The 16919-nt window shown below is 45.1% G+C and carries 16 protein-coding genes; 3 read left to right on the top strand and 13 right to left on the bottom strand.

What is annotated here, in order from left to right:
- Positions 1-32: 32 nt before the first annotated feature.
- Together zipA and MADE_RS09485 are read right to left on the bottom strand one after the other, a co-directional pair.
- A complete protein-coding gene (gene zipA / locus MADE_RS09490; protein WP_012518338.1) occupies positions 33-1631 on the bottom strand; it encodes a cell division protein ZipA in 1599 nt (532 codons plus the stop codon).
- A 20-nt stretch (positions 1632-1651) separates the two neighbouring features.
- On the bottom strand, positions 1652-5239 hold the full coding sequence (locus MADE_RS09485; RefSeq protein WP_012518337.1) for a chromosome segregation protein SMC: 3588 nt from the start codon (positions 5237-5239) through the stop codon (positions 1652-1654).
- A 230-nt stretch (positions 5240-5469) separates the two neighbouring features.
- Between MADE_RS09485 and cysZ the strand changes: the two genes are divergently transcribed.
- Positions 5470-6207 carry a sulfate transporter CysZ gene (gene cysZ, locus MADE_RS09480; protein ID WP_012518336.1) on the top strand — a complete coding sequence of 246 codons (738 nt, stop codon included), beginning with the start codon at positions 5470-5472 and terminating at the stop codon, positions 6205-6207.
- An 86-nt stretch (positions 6208-6293) separates the two neighbouring features.
- Here cysZ and MADE_RS09475 read toward each other — a convergent pair whose 3' ends face one another.
- Positions 6294-7883 (bottom strand): SEL1-like repeat protein, encoded by a 1590-nt coding sequence (locus tag MADE_RS09475; protein ID WP_012518335.1) that lies wholly within the window; start codon positions 7881-7883, stop codon positions 6294-6296.
- Between the two features lie 12 nt (positions 7884-7895).
- A complete protein-coding gene (gene nlpI / locus MADE_RS09470; protein WP_012518334.1) occupies positions 7896-8798 on the bottom strand; it encodes a lipoprotein NlpI in 903 nt (300 codons plus the stop codon).
- 135 nt (positions 8799-8933) lie between these two features.
- On the opposite strand from nlpI, the gene cdd reads away from it, so the two are divergent.
- On the top strand, positions 8934-9341 hold the full coding sequence (gene cdd / locus MADE_RS09465; protein ID WP_012518333.1) for a cytidine deaminase: 408 nt from the start codon (positions 8934-8936) through the stop codon (positions 9339-9341).
- A 129-nt stretch (positions 9342-9470) separates the two neighbouring features.
- Here cdd and MADE_RS09460 read toward each other — a convergent pair whose 3' ends face one another.
- From MADE_RS09460 to MADE_RS20225, 9 genes are all read right to left on the bottom strand, one after another.
- On the bottom strand, positions 9471-9782 hold the full coding sequence (locus tag MADE_RS09460) for a hypothetical protein (RefSeq protein ID WP_012518332.1): 312 nt from the start codon (positions 9780-9782) through the stop codon (positions 9471-9473).
- Between the two features lie 368 nt (positions 9783-10150).
- Positions 10151-10456 carry a DUF2118 domain-containing protein gene (locus tag MADE_RS09455; protein WP_041912766.1) on the bottom strand — a complete coding sequence of 102 codons (306 nt, stop codon included), beginning with the start codon at positions 10454-10456 and terminating at the stop codon, positions 10151-10153.
- A gap of 60 nt (positions 10457-10516) precedes the next feature.
- On the bottom strand, positions 10517-11053 hold the full coding sequence (locus MADE_RS09450; protein WP_012518329.1) for a hypothetical protein: 537 nt from the start codon (positions 11051-11053) through the stop codon (positions 10517-10519).
- Between the two features lie 45 nt (positions 11054-11098).
- Positions 11099-11350 (bottom strand): hypothetical protein, encoded by a 252-nt coding sequence (locus MADE_RS09445; RefSeq protein ID WP_012518328.1) that lies wholly within the window; start codon positions 11348-11350, stop codon positions 11099-11101.
- A 14-nt stretch (positions 11351-11364) separates the two neighbouring features.
- On the bottom strand, positions 11365-11595 hold the full coding sequence (locus MADE_RS09440) for a hypothetical protein (protein ID WP_012518327.1): 231 nt from the start codon (positions 11593-11595) through the stop codon (positions 11365-11367).
- Positions 11596-11697: 102 nt separating this feature from the next.
- On the bottom strand, positions 11698-12102 hold the full coding sequence (locus tag MADE_RS09435; protein ID WP_023559699.1) for an MAPEG family protein: 405 nt from the start codon (positions 12100-12102) through the stop codon (positions 11698-11700).
- A 33-nt stretch (positions 12103-12135) separates the two neighbouring features.
- Positions 12136-12354 (bottom strand): hypothetical protein, encoded by a 219-nt coding sequence (locus MADE_RS09430; protein ID WP_012518325.1) that lies wholly within the window; start codon positions 12352-12354, stop codon positions 12136-12138.
- Between the two features lie 36 nt (positions 12355-12390).
- A protein-coding gene (locus MADE_RS20230) for an IS3 family transposase (protein WP_414631214.1) occupies positions 12391-13922 on the bottom strand; the annotation gives its coding sequence in 2 pieces (ribosomal slippage) (positions 12391-13460 and positions 13460-13922; 1533 coding nt in all).
- A 347-nt stretch (positions 13923-14269) separates the two neighbouring features.
- A protein-coding gene (locus MADE_RS20225) for an IS3 family transposase (protein WP_414631214.1) occupies positions 14270-15801 on the bottom strand; the annotation gives its coding sequence in 2 pieces (ribosomal slippage) (positions 14270-15339 and positions 15339-15801; 1533 coding nt in all).
- Between the two features lie 197 nt (positions 15802-15998).
- On the opposite strand from MADE_RS20225, the gene MADE_RS20450 reads away from it, so the two are divergent.
- Complete coding sequence (locus MADE_RS20450) at positions 15999-16781, top strand: transposase (protein WP_232363113.1); 783 nt, start codon at positions 15999-16001, stop codon at positions 16779-16781.
- Positions 16782-16919 lie beyond the last annotated feature (138 nt).

The raw sequence follows: 16919 nt of genomic DNA, 5'->3' as shown, positions 1-16919 counted from the left end.
AAGGCTAAACGCGTTTAGCTGCTTAATGGTGGCTAGCTACGCGCAATCATGCGTTTGCGTTCAAATTCGCGAATTTTCTCAACATATTGCTGCAGGCCCTGTTTGGTTAATACGCTTCTACGCCCATCTAAAACCTGAGCGCCGAATTCATCAGCCAGTTTTCGCGCTGCATTGTGCATCATGTTAAACACTTGATGCGGGTCACCCTCTATGGGCAATATCATAAACAGTGAGATACCTTGTGTTTCAAAATTCTCAAGGTTGTCGATATCAAAAACACCGGGCTTAAACATGTTAGCAAGGCTGAATAATACCGGGCCTTTGCCGTTAGAGTTAACGTGTCGATGGAATATATCCTGATCGCCAAACTTGAAGCCAAGAGTAAGCAACATAGGCAGTAGCGCGGCACCTAAAATTGGTTCACCTTCTGGCGTTCTTACGTTCAACACTAACACTTCCTGTTCAGGTTGAGGTGTATTCGCCTCGCCTTTAGCACTTGATCGCTCAGTATTTTGCGAACGGCTTGCATCATGATCTGCGCTAAAGCTTTCACGTTCATAATCAGATGCACTTGCCTCACTGGTGTCAAAATCAATGCGCATTTGATCATCACCAAAATTTGGCTCTTCTCGCTTTTTAATACCTGGTTTGTTTCGCTTTGAACGAGAAAAACGCTTAGGCTGTCTGCTTTCTTCTTGCTCGTTGTTTGAGACAAAAGACTCTTGCGGCGCGTCTAAACTAAAGTCGGCAACGTCGCGCTGACTACTCGATTCAGCGTGGGGTTGGTGTTCTTCCTCTTCTAGCGTGGGATCTACGTAGAATTTTTGCGCGGCGCGTTTTGTTTCTGTACGCGGCGGCTCATCGGCAGCCGTTACTCGAGTAGTGTTTTGCGCTTCAGATGGAACGGCTTGTTCATTATCCGAATGCACGCTTTCCCCAGAGTGCACCGAATCAGTTCTACCACTTTCATGTATGTGCGCTGACTGTGTATTCTCGGAATGCCCTTCACCCGCAGCGTCATCACTCTCTCCTTCACGAAGCAGAAAACCCGGTGGTTCAGGGAAGCCATTATCTCCAGCCTTTTTAGACCCGCTCTGTGCAGGCGTCTCATGGGCGCGAGCTTGCCCTGACATATGCGGTTTCGGATTGGTGACCACTGAACCGTAAAGCTTTGGCTCTTCTGGTTGCGCTTCTGGCGCATCGAGGTCTTCATTGGTATCACTACTACTATCTTTAGATAAGCCCGAGGTGTCTACTTCACTGTTTTGACTATTAGCGTTTATATGGTGAGCAGCAGCAATATCGTCTTCCTTAGTGTCAAACACATTATCAGTCTCTTCTATAGCGCGCTTGTCACGAGGCGTAGCCGGCTCGTCGGAAGCGCTTTTAGCATGACTAACCACTCTTACAGCGCCTACCCCTAACTCGTCGAAGCCTTCTTGTTCGTTATTTAATTCATTTTCAACGTCATCGTCGTTGGCATCGTCCATGTCGCTCCACTGCCGTGGCTCAACACGCGCTTTTTCTGAAGGCTTGCTGTTCTTACGAATTTTCCAAATACCATGTGCTAACACGGCAATAATGAAAACCGTGCCCCCAAGGAGTAAAAATAGACGTAATTGATCTTCCATTTAATTTCTTTCGCCCTTTGTTATGCTTCTGCGAAGGCTACTGCCTCGTCTACATCTACCGCTACCATGCGTGAAACCCCAGGTTCCGCCATGGTTACACCGGTAAGGTGACTGGCCATTTCCATCGCTATTTTATTGTGGGTGATATAAATAAACTGCACTGTTTGTGACATTTCTGACACTAAATTACAAAAGCGCCCTACATTTGCATCATCCAATGGTGCATCTACTTCATCCAGCAGACAAAATGGTGCTGGATTCAATCTGAAAATAGCAAACACCAATGATAAAGCGGTTAATGCTTTTTCTCCACCGCTTAAGAGGTGAATCGTACTATTTTTCTTGCCAGGAGGACGAGCCATAATCGTCACCCCCGTTTCTAACAAATCATCGTCGGTAAGTGCAAGGTACGCTGCCCCCCCCCCAAAGACTTTAGGGAATAGCATTTTTAAATCTTCGTTAACTTGCTCGAAGGTATTTGAGAATCGCGTGCGCGTTTCTTTGTCAATTTTTCTTATGGCACTTTGCAGTGTCTCTAGCGCGTCTGTTAAGTCCTGATGCTGTGTATCTAAATGCTGTTTCCGCTGAGACTGGGTTTCGTATTCTTCAACGGCCGCAAGGTTAACCGCCCCTAGACGCTGCAAACTTGCTTGGGTTTTCTCAAGTTCATCTTGCCATCCCGTTTCATTCGCCTCGTCTGGCAAGGTTTCCAAAATCGTTTTTAAAGACTGTTTGGTTTCATCAAGCTGCTCGAGTATGGTATTTGCCCGAACGCGGTAGCCCTCAATATCTATAGCTAGTTTATCAATATTGGTCTGCCGGGCTTGAATATCCTTGCCAAGGGACTGGTGGCCCTTCTCTGCTTCTCGCAGCCATTGCTCGATATCTTCCAAAGCCCGTTGCTTAGAGGCTTTTAATTGCTCTAACTCTGCTTTAGTTTCTAATAGTGTTTGAAGCTCGGCTTCCTGTATTTCTTGAGGCGACGTTAGCTGAGCAAGTTCCTTTGTTAGCCTGTCTTTGTTTTCAATGTATTCGTCACGCTGTTGAAGGTTCCGAGACACCTGTTGGCTGTATAAATTCTGATGATTCTCTAGCTGTTGCTTCTTTAATGCAAGCTCATGATTTTGTGATGTTAAGTTATCAACTCGGGCTCTTAACTCGGTGGTATTTCGCTCGTTAGACTCTCGCTTACTGTTGACCTCATCAATATGAACTTCATGCTCTAAAATCTGCGCTTCTTGAAGCTCTAATTTTTCAGATAGCTGGGAGAGTTGTTCTTCTTCTTTCGCTAGCATTTGCTTTTGCTTACTCAGTTCTTGATTGAGCTTTTCCGCGCGTGTGGACTGCTGCGCTTGCTGCATTTCAAGTAGCGATAACTTGTTTTTAAATTGTGTAAGCTGATTTTCTTCTTCGCTCAAGGCGCTTTGTAACGCCTGTTTTTGCGCTTTTGTAGCGGTTAACGCATGCTGGGCAGCGTTTAGAGACATGTTTACTTCATCGAGCACGCTTTCGCTAACCAATATTGATTCGCTCAATGCCTGAATTTTGTTGGCGCGCTGCAGTGCACCGTCATTTGCTTTACCCGGTCTTACCACCCATTGACTGCTTGCCCACAAGCCAGTTGGCGAGATGACGCTGGCGCAACCATTAATGCGCGAATTATCTCGACCCTGGCTTTCCTTACCTCGCAGTTCACCGGGCCCATTATGAGCCTTCCCTGCCTGATCTCCCTCTTTATGTAACGTACAATTACCAATAAGCTGTATAAGTTCATTGTCATCGTCACAAAGGTAAATATCGTTGAAAAAAGCAGGAACGCGACGATTTGGTGTGGGCGCACCTTCTTCACGCAACAGTGCGTCTGCTAGCGTGCCGGGCTTGGCGTTAGTTACAAACGCTTCACCAGTAAACACTTTCACACCACTTGGTACGCTTTCTATTTGCGATAGCAAGTCATAAATACCGTGGGATTTAGCGACAACGGGGTCTTTTACGTGCTGTAAAATAGACTCAACGCACGGTGCCAGTGCAGCCCCTGAACTAAATTGCTGCCATAATTTTTCAACACCTTCTAAAACAATATCTTCGCTGCTCATGGCATCTTGTTGAAGTGCTTCTAAGGCAGACTTGGTTGATTGGGCGGTTTGCAGTTCACCTTGTACTGTGCGAAGTTTTGATTGTTGTGCTTGAACAAGGCTTTCTTGTTCGTTTTCCAATTCGCTAATACTGATGATTTTGTCGCTATCTTCGTCAATCTGAGCACTAATTTCTTCGCTTTGCCCAACAACAAGCGCTATCTGAAACGCGTAGTCCTCATCATCTAATTGGGTTAGTTCATCGTTTAATTCACTAATGCGCTGAGAGGTGCGAAGCTGCATGCTCATCGTTGACTGAATCTGACTGTGGCATTGCTGCACGTTTTGGCGAAGCTGATTGTAGGTTTGCTCTTGCTCTCGAGCTTTTATATTAAACTCTCTAAGTGCTTGCTCGGCATCCTCGAAGCGCTCTTTTGCTTGTTCAAGTTCGGCTTCTTTTAACGCTATTTCAGGCTCGATAGTATCAAGCGCATCATTTGACACGGCTAGCGCTTTTTGCGCCTCGGCGATAGAGTGATTTAGCAATTCATGCTGTTCATTTATACGAGATAACTCTTGCTCAACTTGGGCTTTGCGCTGTTTAGCGTGAAGTGCATTTTGTTCTAGCCGAGTTATCGCATTGCTTGTTGAAAACAACTGCTGTTGCAAGTCGTCAATTGCCTGCTTGGTTTCGCCTTGCTTATTCTTGTATGACACTAGCCCTGCTTCATCGCCCTGAAGCCGAGCTGTTAAATCATCAACCTCGACCTGCAAAGCTTGCTGTTGTTTTTGCAAGGTCTCTATGTGTTCGCTGTTCTTTAGAAAGCGAATAGCAGCAAGCTGACCTTTTAATTCTCTTGCCTGTGCACGGAGCGTTTTATAACGTGTTGCGGCGGCAGCTTGGCGTTGTAGCTTTTCCAACTGCTTACCTAACTCGTCGCGCACATCATTCAAGCGCTCAAGATTATCCTGGGTGTGTCTAATACGGTTTTCGGTTTCTCGCCGGCGCTCTTTGTACTTCGATATGCCCGCAGCCTCTTCAATAAACACTCGAAGCTCTTGAGGCTTAGACTCAATGAGCCGCGAGATCATACCTTGCTCTATAATGGCGTACGAGCGCGGCCCAAGTCCTGTACCTAAAAATAAGTCAGTTACATCCCGCCTTCGACACTTAGTGCCATTTAAAAAGTAGGTAGAGGTAGCATCTCGCGTCACGAGGCGCTTCACCGACAACTCGTTATAATTGGCGAATTCGCCCGCAATGCGCCCCGCACTATTGTCGAAAACTAATTCAACACTACACTGACCCACCGGTTTACGCGAAGAAGAACCGTTAAAAATGACGTCTGTCATGGCATCACCACGAAGGTTCTTGGCAGAGCTTTCACCAAGCACCCAACGTACCGCGTCTATAACATTGGACTTACCGCAGCCGTTGGGACCTACAATCGCCGTCATTTCACCTGGAAATGGGATAGTGGTTGGCTCTACGAAGGACTTAAACCCAGCTAGCTTTATCTTTTTAAGCCGCACGCATCAACCCTCTGAGAGACAGAGCTGGCAGGCGATATCGCACAAAAACCTGCCGAAAAAGCTGATGGGTTAGAAATGATACAATCACACGGAAGATTCTTTTGTTATTATTCATCGACTCTACCAAATCTAACAGCTTGTAACAATTACCATTTCGGCAAGTTAGGCATACGCAACCTAGTAAGCGTATGATAGAGCATGTAAATACTTAAAACGCAAAAGGAGTCCTAATGAGTTCAGGTGGTGTACATTATTTCTTTGAAGGCTTTTCGCTTATCAAAACGAAAGGGCTAAAGCGTTTCGTATTTGTGCCCCTTACTATAAATCTAGTGCTATTTTCAGTGGCCTTTTATTTTCTGTTTGGTCAAATTGAAATGGGCATTGCCTATGTCATCGACCTTGTCCCAGAGTGGCTCGGTTGGATTAAAACAGCCATTAGCTTCTTTTTGTGGCCTTTGGCGGTTATAAGTGTTTTGTTAATATTCGCGCTTATTTTCGGCACACTCGCGAACTGGATTGCCGCGCCGTTTAACGGCGTACTCTCTGAAAAAGTTGAGCGCCATCTTACCGGTCAAGATTTAGGTGATGAAGGTGTCATGTCGCTTATAAAGGACATCCCCCGTACCGTAGGCAGAGAACTCACTAAGCTTATTTGGTACATCCCCCGGGCAATCGGTTTCCTTCTGCTTTTCATCTTTTTACCCATCATTGGGCAAGTGCTGTGGTTTTTGTTCAATGCGTGGATGATGGCTATACAGTATTGCGACTACCCTTACGACAATCATAAGGTCGACTTCACTCGCATGCGATTGCACCTAGGCGAACACAAAGGTAAGGCACTGACTTTTGGTATGATGGTGAATGTCTTTTCGCTTATTCCTGTCGTCAACTTTATTATCATGCCGGTTGCGATTTGCGGTGCTACGTCTATGTGGGTTCGAGAACTTAAACACACGCTCAATAAGTAGACTGCGTTGTATCTGAAACGCTCTGCACTCACCTGTATTAGGTAAGTGCAGAGTAATTTTGAGCTTTGTTAGGTACAAATTTACGGCTACTGCCCGTTAAAGGTTTCATATTCCGCCAACCAATGAGCCGCTTCTTTCTGATTGCCATTGCGATGAAATGCTTGGAAGAAATTCATAGAAATTGGTCGCTGTGCGTTTTCTTTTTCTAATTGCTGCTGCCACAACACTAGATAGAGAGGCGGTATGACACCGCTATCGTGATGCTCCATAAAAGTTATTCTGCGACTGGGTTTATAGCTGTTTTTCCCCAGTACCGAGCAGGTTTTGGCCCGCGCAATGATCGTATTAGGGTCTATTGCTAACCAACCCTCTACCGTTTTATGAGGTGCGTACCAATACTCAGAGTCAACGATCAGGTTCGGTGGCATAAAATCGCTAATGCCATCCTCGTCACAAAGCTTATTCGCCATACTGCGCCCAATAGGATATTCATCAGCAAAACCGGCAAAGTGTGCCAACTCATGGACAAACACGGAATAGGCATCGCTAATATCTAAATACATTACACCATTTTGAACGTTGGCTTTCCCCTGCTCTGAAACCACAACAGCGTGACTAAATTTATGCTTTTTAGCAATGTTCGATAAAGGAGTAATATTGCATCCTAAAGCCCCCGTATTTTGGTAATTCGGGTGGCAGTTAAGGGCATCGGCTTGAAGCCAGATAGGCTTAGCTAAACATATTGAAAGCGCTTGAAGCCGTGTATCCGCTTTGAACGAGCTATAAAGGCTGTGAGCACGCATAATGGTAGCTAAGCTAGTGGCAAATGGCTGTATACGCTGGAGACAGTCAGGGTTATCTAACCACGTTGGCGGTGTGGGCTGACTTGCCAACTGACCTAAAGTGTACGGCGTGTAAAGTTGCACAGCTTCTAACGCCTTTTCAGCCTGCGCATGCCCTTGTTTAGCAGCAAACGTAAAATGTTCTTTCGCTTGTTGATGTTCACCTTCATCCCACAACAATCGCGCATATTTAAACGCGCTTTGCATATCTAATGTCGCTGTGGCCGCTAGAAGTGGCTTGGCCAAATGTTGTTGGCCGTGTAGCAAGTACCAGTCTGCCAATGCAGCTTGCGCAGGTAAGTATTGCTGCGACGCCGCTCGAACCAGCCACTTCTCGCGCTTTTCTGGCGACTCAGTAGACATTGCAAAAGCAAGCTGGGCTTCGGCCACATCACCTAGCGCCGCCAAACGCATAAAGCGCTGCGATGCTCCCTCTTCGCCAAGTATTTGGTAAAGCAGCCAGGCAGCATCTGCATTTTCAAGATTTACCAACTTTTCTAAGTAATACGTAGCGGTAGCTTGCTCGATGCCGCGAGTTGAGGAAAATTTGGCATTATATGCTGCTTCAAACTGCTGGAGTAATGTAGCCTGAGCGTCTTTGCTGCCTTGTTTGGCCGCAAGCCAAAGTAGCGCTAGTGCTTCATCAGTCTGAGTGGCTAAAGGGGTTGATACACTTGGGGCTTCGTTATTGGATGAGCTGGCAGGTGTTAGCCCTTCGCTATCGTTTATCGGCTGGATCACGCTCAGGGCGTTTGCTATTAACTGAGGAATGTAACGTCCACTGTCGCCCGCAACAATAAGCAGTGCGAACACTGCTAAAAATAAGCCTCGCATAACCTTGGTCGATTACTCTTCGCTTACCGGCGCGCTCGATGCTCTATCGCGCAAGCGGTTTAGCTCCATTCGAGCGTATCGGTGTTCAACGTAATCAAACACGTTGGTGCTTAGCGCAAGTTTAAAGTAGTTAGATGCCACGCCACTGTTGCCTTGTTGCATATGAAACTTACCCAGATAAAAATACGCTTCACATAGCCTGTCTGTGAGTGCTTTTTGGCTTTTCACGCCGTCTAACAGAGAATTCAGTACGTCATTTTCGGTAACAGTACCTAGAAACAAGTCGACTAATGTCGTGGCCCAATGCTCGTTATCTAACGTTGGTCGAATTGAAGCTAGGTAAGTCTGCCCTTCTAACGCAGACACATCGTGGTGAGCGAAATAGGCCCACAATGCACGAAACGGGTCACTATCATCTTTTTCAAAAAAAAGGTTTAAGTCGTTAGTTGCAAGCTCAGCACGGCCCCCGTAGTACAACGCAATCCCGCGATTTAAGAACGCAAAATCATATTCTGGGTTAATTTCAAGGGTTGAGTCGAACGCGTCGTACGCTTGAATAAAGTCACTTTGTTGAATGTAGTGTATACCCATAGAATTATAGGCTTCGGCCAAGTCTGGCTTAAAGTTGATGGCCTGGGTGTAATCGAACTGAGCGAGACCCGGTAGGCCAACGCTGTCGTAAAGCATGCCACGCTGGAAGTGCAATTCTGCTTTATCTTCGTCGGAAAGCGCAGGGCTGGTAAGCACTTGGTTGTAGCGAACAATGGCCATTTCAGAACGTGGATTAACGGGTGCAGGCTCTGCTAAAAGTAGATTTCCCATTTGAGGTCTTTCAGAAACAGGAGGTGTTTGCGCGCAACCGGTTAAAATAGCAGCGAATAAAGAAAAAAAGATGAGACTAACGTTTCTGCACATGGTAAAAAAGCATTCTATAAAAAAAGAAAAAACCGCCTGAGTATAAAGTATACGCTTGTCGCGGCGCTAATGCCGCCAACCTTCTCGCATTTGATGATAAAAGTAAAGCGTAATGGGCGGTTAACACAGGTAGCTATGAAGAAAAATAATATAGAAAAACTATCACAACTTGCTTTTGACGCACAGAAAAACTCTCACTCTCCTTATTCTAACTTTAAAGTGGGTGCAGCAGTGTTAACGCCTAGTGGAGAAACCTTCGCGGGCTGTAATGTAGAAAGTGCGGCTTTTCCGTTAGGCCAGTGCGCCGAGGCCACCGCCATTGGCAATATGGTTACACAAGGCCAGAAGCGTATAACACACATCGTTATTGCCAGCCCTAACAATGAATTTTGTTTTCCCTGCGGCGGTTGCAGACAAAAAATCGCTGAGTTCGCGCCAGATGAAACCCCGGTAACCATGGTTAGTCAAAGTGGAGAGAAGTTTGAAACCACCATCGGCGAATTGCTTCCCAATGCCTTTAGGGCGCACGATTTAGACAAGTAATTTTAAATAATCATATTCTGCATTTAACGAGGCTCAGGCCGCTTCCAAACCAGCCAGCCTCGTTTTTGCGTTTCTATACATCTGTACGACGCACTTATATATCAGCACATTAACGGCTTAGTAGACTGTTTAATAGACAATATTCTTCCCTGACCATCGAATCCTAGCGCTACTTGGTTGACTAACAAGTTTACCGTCGTTCAGCTTAGGCTTGTAGATAATGGGCTCAAAAAACACAGGCGGCGCTTCGCTTATATTCACCTTATCTTGCCTGATAAGCTCTGCCATTAAAACGAATAGCCCGGCAGTTACCGCTCCACCAGCAAGCGCAATAGTGGCAGCGCTTATAGCCCGTTTGTGGAAAGGCGCTTTTGCAAAAGGCAATACACTGTGTTGTACCAGATGTTGCGGATTAGCGCTTGGTAGAATTGTTGTTTGCATATGGTTCCCCCTTTTTTCACTAAACGGAGGAACTTAATAAAAGGGGTGAAAATATTTTTTGTTTTTCATTCACCCTATTGTTTGAGGGAAATTAAAACAAATATCGCTTTTCTACCATTGGCATTGCAGCTTCTATAACAAGCTTGGCAGACAAGCTAATCATTTTTTTCATCTTGGCGTTTATTTAGCTTCGCTGCTGCCATAAAGCCAATAATAAAAATGGCGAAGATAACCACGCCTACCCAAATCAATACGTTAAAAAGAAAGTCCATATCATTTCCTAATCACATTTTTATGATTTAACTTTAACACTTATTTGATTGTGTAGGCGAATTAGATCATCCAGCGTATTTACTTCATAAACCATGTTATTCAGATTTTTCTACACCAATAGCCATGACAGACTGATCGTCTTTAATCGCCGGCATTTGATTAACCATCATAACCGTGCCATCAACAGGCGATTTGAGGGTTTCAACAAGATTACCCAAATAGTCGGTGACCGTACCTATCTCCTGCCCTGTTGACACTTTCTCGCCTATCACCACTGAGGCCTTAAAAAAACCGGTTTTTGAGCTTTTAGGGTATTTGATGGTTTCGTAGATAATTGGCTCGGGGTGCGGCTTTGGCTTTTCTGGCAACATCTTTAGAAAATACATAGCGTTTTTTGCCACTTTACCAAGCTTATCTATCTGCTTTTATCGAGACTAATGTGTATCTCTATTATTCGATATCTATTGTTCTATATCGAGTGCCGCTCTGTCGAACAAAGTAAAGTAGTCTTCGTTTGCGTAAAGCTTTAAGAAGATAGACATAGTAACCGCGTTCAATTCACTCTCAGATTCTTTAAACCCTGTACTTACGTGAAGATCAAAGCCTGTGGGTGACGCAGATTTCATGAATTCTTGAAGTTGAGTGAATTCCTTTATCGCCTTGGGGCTAAGCCCAAGTATATATTCGGTTCGCGAGGGAATATCACTTAACCAACCTGACTCTGCTGGTAGTGTTTTTTCAGATATAACTTCAAGATTGTACTTAAAACTTCTTTCCTCTTGCGCTGAACTGACGCCCAAAGTAAGCCAGGTTTTGTCAGGTTTTATTTCCGCGGGTTTGTCTAAGTGAATTTTGGTAAGCAAATGATTAGGGGCGAGTTGGACGAATTTGGCCTCATCAAAAGAACGAAACTCAAGCATCGTCGAAATAGGGATATTAGCGCAACCTGCTACAAACAATGTGAAAGAAACGATGATTATTTTTTTAATACTTAACACTAACGGCTACTCTTTGAGGAAACAGCAAAATATTCATTGTCAGACTTACAAAGCTTTTTCTTTTTCGTAAGTTTTCTCAGATTTGTTCCACATTAAGTGGCCAAAAGCGATGCCTGCAATGGGAAAGATGATCAAAGCAATGATTGGGCGTACCCAAATATTTTCCGATGGCTCAATAAACTCCATTAACACGGCCCAAAAGATTGCTGTAGTGACGCCCCACCCTAAAACACCGTTTACTAAAACGAAACGCTGCTTGCCCTTCTCTCGTATTTGGGCCCACTTTTCCATGTTCATGTAGATATCCTTTTTTAATATTCAGCAATTAGTACAAGGCAAACAAAAACAACTATTAAGCTAACAAAACCAACAGCTATGGTCCTCCCTTCATCTCTTCCCGTTCGCGGATAATTGCCAAAGGTTAAAAGCTTAAGTACCACATGACCTGTACCTTTTAAAACAAATTCAATGATAGCCTCTACGACTATCCAATTGAGTATTCGAAGTAAAAACCGGCCCAGAGGTTCTAAAACGTCTTCCATAACTTTAATGCTCTTTGTTGCTTTTGTTGAATAGTGGCTGTCTTTTAATTTTGTCGCTAACGACGCCCTTTACTCGGTATTCTCGTTCGTCTAACGGCGGGACTATAAGCCAATTTCACCAATAAAAATCAAGGTCCACATAGCCAACACTGCAATAAAATTGACGGTAAACACCATACCACGCAACCTGATGTTATCTGTAAATATTTGAACAATACTGTGCAGCACTCTGCCAATCACAAACACCCAAGCCAAGTAGATTTGCATACCATCTATTGCTTCATCCGTTGCGATAAGCAACACGCAGGCAATGTGAAAAAATATCGGCCATTCAAATTGGTTGCTTAGGTTTGCGCTGATTTTAAGCTGAATAGTGTGAAAAGGATTTGAGCCGTTTTTGCTTTGCCCTACTCCCCACACAGCCGGTGCGCGAGCTACGGTTAATAACGCATAAAGCAGGGCACACCAAACAATGTGAAAGAACACGGGAGTGAGAAGTGTGGTCATAACTGCTGCATAGTACCGGTATGTTCTATAATTCTATAAAGAAACTGCTTTAACACGCCGTTCACTGTCTATGTAGTAAAGTGAGTATCCCTTAGCTTTTAATTGTTCTCGCAACCTTAAAAGCTCCTTGATATCTCTTTCAATCACTATTAGTTTTTTAAAACCTGTTGCATCTAAAGCAGAAAGGAAAGCTTCACCATTGGTTTTATCAATCTGCTTACCGTCAACAATATAGCTAGTATCTGTAGACATTAACGGCGTTTTTCAAGGTAGTTGTCGCCTGAGCTGTTAAGCTGCTTCTTTTTTATTCTCCGGATTTAGCTCTACGCTTCCGATCTTATCCCAGTTTCTGGTTTCACCAGACCAACGACTTGGATTTCTCACTTTTGCCTCGGCATATAACTCAGTGCGCTTTGCCAGTATCTGTTGGTCTTCACCTTTGTGTCGCTGCTCTGGGGTAACGAATCTTATGCGGCTATGGCGATGTTCGGTGTTATACCAGCGGACAAAATCTCGCACCCAGGCTCGCGCTTCCTCCAGCGACTTAAAGCCTTCACTCGGCCATCTATGGCAGTATTTGACTGTGCGGAACAGAGATTCTGAGTAAGGGTTGTCATTACTGACACCGGGACGGCTACGTGAGCCGATAACGCCCATTTCAATCATCTTAGCTTGCATGGTCAGGCTCTTCATCGGACTGCCATTATCAGAATGTAAGATTATCTCGTCATTCACGCATTTCTCAGACCATAGCGTGCGTTCCAAGAGGTTAGCGGCATGATCACCAGACTCGCAATCATACACTTCCCATCCCACAACTTTACGGCTAAAAATATCCATTATCATGTACAGATAAAAGAACCGACCAATGACCGTAGAGGGGCAGTACGATATATCCCAGGTCCACACTTCACAGGGTCCCGTAGCCGTAAATCCATCAGGTTTTGCCTGTGTACCTTTGGGTTTTGCTTTGCCTCTGTGGCTAAGCTGATTATTGGCTTTCAATATACGGTAAAAGCTGGATTCCGAACCCAGATAAACTCCCTCATCGGCCAACATGGGCACAATCTGACTGGGCGGCAGACTGGCAAACCGCTCTTCATTGCAGATATCCAAAATGGCTTGTTGTTCTATCTCAGTTAGCTTATTTGCAGGCGTCGGCCTGCTCGCCTCCGGGCGCTTATCTGCACAAATTCCATCCGCGTCCCGCCATCGTTGTAACGTGCGCAGGGATAAGCCGATGATGCCACAGGCTTTGTGCTTTCTGGCCCCCGCACTAACGGCTTCATCAATCAGTGAAATATAGTATTGCCTATCTGAGAACGTGGTTAGTTGTCCTCGTCTTCCCCCCAGTAGGCATTTAACTTTTTTCTAAGCACCAGAAGCGCAGCAGTTTCGGCTAACGCTGCGTCTTTGCGTTTTAACTCTCTTTCCAGCTCTTTAATGCGTTTCTTATCCGCTTTACGTTCCTGGGCCTGCTGTTTACGCTTATCCGCCTCGGATTGATTACCGGAGATACAGCTATGTTTCCATTGCTGGATTTGCTCCGGGAAAAGGCCCTTTTTCCGGCAGTATTCACTTACCTCAACTTCCGACATGGCAGCAGTCTCTATCACCGCAGAAAACTTCTGCTCTGCGGTCCAATTCTCTGGCGTATTACTTTTAGTCAAACTGAAATCGGCCTCTGTATACTTGTCCCGCCAACCATACAACGTAGACAGGCTAATACCTTCTCTTTGCGCAAACTGGCGTAATGATAAACCGCTTTCAATCAACTTACTAACCACTGCCTTTTTATGTTCTTCTGGATAATGTCTCACTCATGCCTAACTTCCGCACCCTGTCTAATACTATGAAAAACTGAGGCGACAACTATCCTGACACAGGGGGTTAACAACATGCCTTTTGCATGTTCCGGCCCATTCCGATCACCCATTTCGGTTCAATCCGATCAGTGATTTCGGTCTAATCCGATCGCTTATTTCGGCGTTATTCGATCAAAAATGACGTTTTTCCGAAATCACTGTTCGGAATCCCGAAATCTTCTTCTTTTTCTCACTAAATCAATTGGTAAGCTCAACTTCATCACTTTATTGAAGGAACGAGCTGCCATGGCGAGAAAGAGAACCGATATCGGCGTTTTTCAAGGTAGTTGTCGCCTGAGCTGTTAAGCTGCTTCTTTTTTATTCTCCGGATTTAGCTCTACGCTTCCGATCTTATCCCAGTTTCTGGTTTCACCAGACCAACGACTTGGATTTCTCACTTTTGCCTCGGCATATAACTCAGTGCGCTTTGCCAGTATCTGTTGGTCTTCACCTTTGTGTCGCTGCTCTGGGGTAACGAATCTTATGCGGCTATGGCGATGTTCGGTGTTATACCAGCGGACAAAATCTCGCACCCAGGCTCGCGCTTCCTCCAGCGACTTAAAGCCTTCACTCGGCCATCTATGGCAGTATTTGACTGTGCGGAACAGAGATTCTGAGTAAGGGTTGTCATTACTGACACCGGGACGGCTACGTGAGCCGATAACGCCCATTTCAATCATCTTAGCTTGCATGGTCAGGCTCTTCATCGGACTGCCATTATCAGAATGTAAGATTATCTCGTCATTCACGCATTTCTCAGACCATAGCGTGCGTTCCAAGAGGTTAGCGGCATGATCACCAGACTCGCAATCATACACTTCCCATCCCACAACTTTACGGCTAAAAATATCCATTATCATGTACAGATAAAAGAACCGACCAATGACCGTAGAGGGGCAGTACGATATATCCCAGGTCCACACTTCACAGGGTCCCGTAGCCGTAAATCCATCAGGTTTTGCCTGTGTACCTTTGGGTTTTGCTTTGCCTCTGTGGCTAAGCTGATTATTGGCTTTCAATATACGGTAAAAGCTGGATTCCGAACCCAGATAAACTCCCTCATCGGCCAACATGGGCACAATCTGACTGGGCGGCAGACTGGCAAACCGCTCTTCATTGCAGATATCCAAAATGGCTTGTTGTTCTATCTCAGTTAGCTTATTTGCAGGCGTCGGCCTGCTCGCCTCCGGGCGCTTATCTGCACAAATTCCATCCGCGTCCCGCCATCGTTGTAACGTGCGCAGGGATAAGCCGATGATGCCACAGGCTTTGTGCTTTCTGGCCCCCGCACTAACGGCTTCATCAATCAGTGAAATATAGTATTGCCTATCTGAGAACGTGGTTAGTTGTCCTCGTCTTCCCCCCAGTAGGCATTTAACTTTTTTCTAAGCACCAGAAGCGCAGCAGTTTCGGCTAACGCTGCGTCTTTGCGTTTTAACTCTCTTTCCAGCTCTTTAATGCGTTTCTTATCCGCTTTACGTTCCTGGGCCTGCTGTTTACGCTTATCCGCCTCGGATTGATTACCGGAGATACAGCTATGTTTCCATTGCTGGATTTGCTCCGGGAAAAGGCCCTTTTTCCGGCAGTATTCACTTACCTCAACTTCCGACATGGCAGCAGTCTCTATCACCGCAGAAAACTTCTGCTCTGCGGTCCAATTCTCTGGCGTATTACTTTTAGTCAAACTGAAATCGGCCTCTGTATACTTGTCCCGCCAACCATACAACGTAGACAGGCTAATACCTTCTCTTTGCGCAAACTGGCGTAATGATAAACCGCTTTCAATCAACTTACTAACCACTGCCTTTTTATGTTCTTCTGGATAATGTCTCACTCATGCCTAACTTCCGCACCCTGTCTAATACTATGAAAAACTGAGGCGACAACTATCCTGACACAGGGGGTGTTCGTCGTGCCTTTTTATGTGGCGAGGAAAACGGTAGAAGTTTTGAACATCGTCGCCAATGGGTAGAAGACCGTATTCATGTTTTAAGTGAGGTGTTCGCCATTGATGTATGTGCTTATGCGGTAATGAGTAATCATACGCATCTGGTATTACACGTAGACAAAGAGAAAGCAGACGCACTGAGTACTGAAAATGTGATTCAACGTTGGCATAAACTATACAAAGGCACATTACTCTCGCAGCGCTACATGTCACCAGATTCACGTAAAGATTTACATGAAATTCAAATTAAAGCGGTGGAGTTAACGGCTGAAGTATGGCGTAAAAGGCTATTTGATATCAGCTGGTTTATGCGTGCACTGAATGAATATATTGCTAGGGCAGCTAATAAAGAAGACGACTGCACGGGCCATTTTTGGGAAGGACGGTTTAAATCTCAAGCGCTATTGGATGAGTCAGCCCTTGCCGCCTGTATGGCTTATGTTGATTTAAACCCAGTACGAGCAAAGATGGCCAAAACACCTGAAACATCAGACCATACCAGTATTAAATACCGAATTAACGCAGCTAGGGTCGGCAAAACACCTAAACGACTTATGCCTTTTGCAGGCAACCCAAGACTAGAGATGCCACACGGTTTACCTTTTACTCTTCCAGACTACTTACAGCTTGTAGATATAACCAGCCGATATATTCACCCAAACAAGCGTGGCAAGGTTGAGCATAACCTACCCTCTATTTTAGAGCGCCTCAATATTGAACAAGAACATTGGATAACATTAACCACGCAGTTTGAAACCTGCTTTAAGCACGCCGCCGGCAAAGTGATTCAACTAGAGCAATACGCACACAATCAACACCAGCAACGGGTTCAAGGCCGACACAGTGCGATGCGATTACTCGGTTAACTTTGCAGTTTAATAGAGAGAAACACAGGCACTTATGTATACATCTCTACATAACAATTCCGGGTTTGTTAAGAACCTAATTTTTTGCAATGCGCATCCCTATGCGTATACTTGATATCTAGAACAATTTGGAGTGAT

The sequence above is a fragment of the Alteromonas mediterranea DE genome, assembly GCF_000020585.3.
GTDB lineage: Bacteria > Pseudomonadota > Gammaproteobacteria > Enterobacterales > Alteromonadaceae > Alteromonas > Alteromonas mediterranea.
This window is presented reverse-complemented; position numbering and strand designations above follow the sequence as displayed.

Bases quoted from the DNA above. Each gene is read 5' to 3' on its own strand.
- MADE_RS20450 (WP_232363113.1), top strand. From the start codon at position 15,999: ATGAGTAATCATACGCATCTGGTATTACACGTAGACAAAGAGAAAGCA.
- MADE_RS09475 (WP_012518335.1), bottom strand. From the start codon at position 7,883: ATGCGAGGCTTATTTTTAGCAGTGTTCGCACTGCTTATTGTTGCGGGC.
- MADE_RS09460 (WP_012518332.1), bottom strand. From the start codon at position 9,782: ATGCAAACAACAATTCTACCAAGCGCTAATCCGCAACATCTGGTACAA.
- nlpI (WP_012518334.1), bottom strand. From the start codon at position 8,798: ATGTGCAGAAACGTTAGTCTCATCTTTTTTTCTTTATTCGCTGCTATT.
- cysZ (WP_012518336.1), top strand. From the start codon at position 5,470: ATGAGTTCAGGTGGTGTACATTATTTCTTTGAAGGCTTTTCGCTTATC.
- MADE_RS09440 (WP_012518327.1), bottom strand. From the start codon at position 11,595: ATGGAAGACGTTTTAGAACCTCTGGGCCGGTTTTTACTTCGAATACTC.
- MADE_RS09445 (WP_012518328.1), bottom strand. From the start codon at position 11,350: ATGAACATGGAAAAGTGGGCCCAAATACGAGAGAAGGGCAAGCAGCGT.
- MADE_RS09435 (WP_023559699.1), bottom strand. From the start codon at position 12,102: ATGACCACACTTCTCACTCCCGTGTTCTTTCACATTGTTTGGTGTGCC.
- cdd (WP_012518333.1), top strand. From the start codon at position 8,934: ATGAAGAAAAATAATATAGAAAAACTATCACAACTTGCTTTTGACGCA.
- zipA (WP_012518338.1), bottom strand. From the start codon at position 1,631: ATGGAAGATCAATTACGTCTATTTTTACTCCTTGGGGGCACGGTTTTC.
- MADE_RS09430 (WP_012518325.1), bottom strand. From the start codon at position 12,354: ATGTCTACAGATACTAGCTATATTGTTGACGGTAAGCAGATTGATAAA.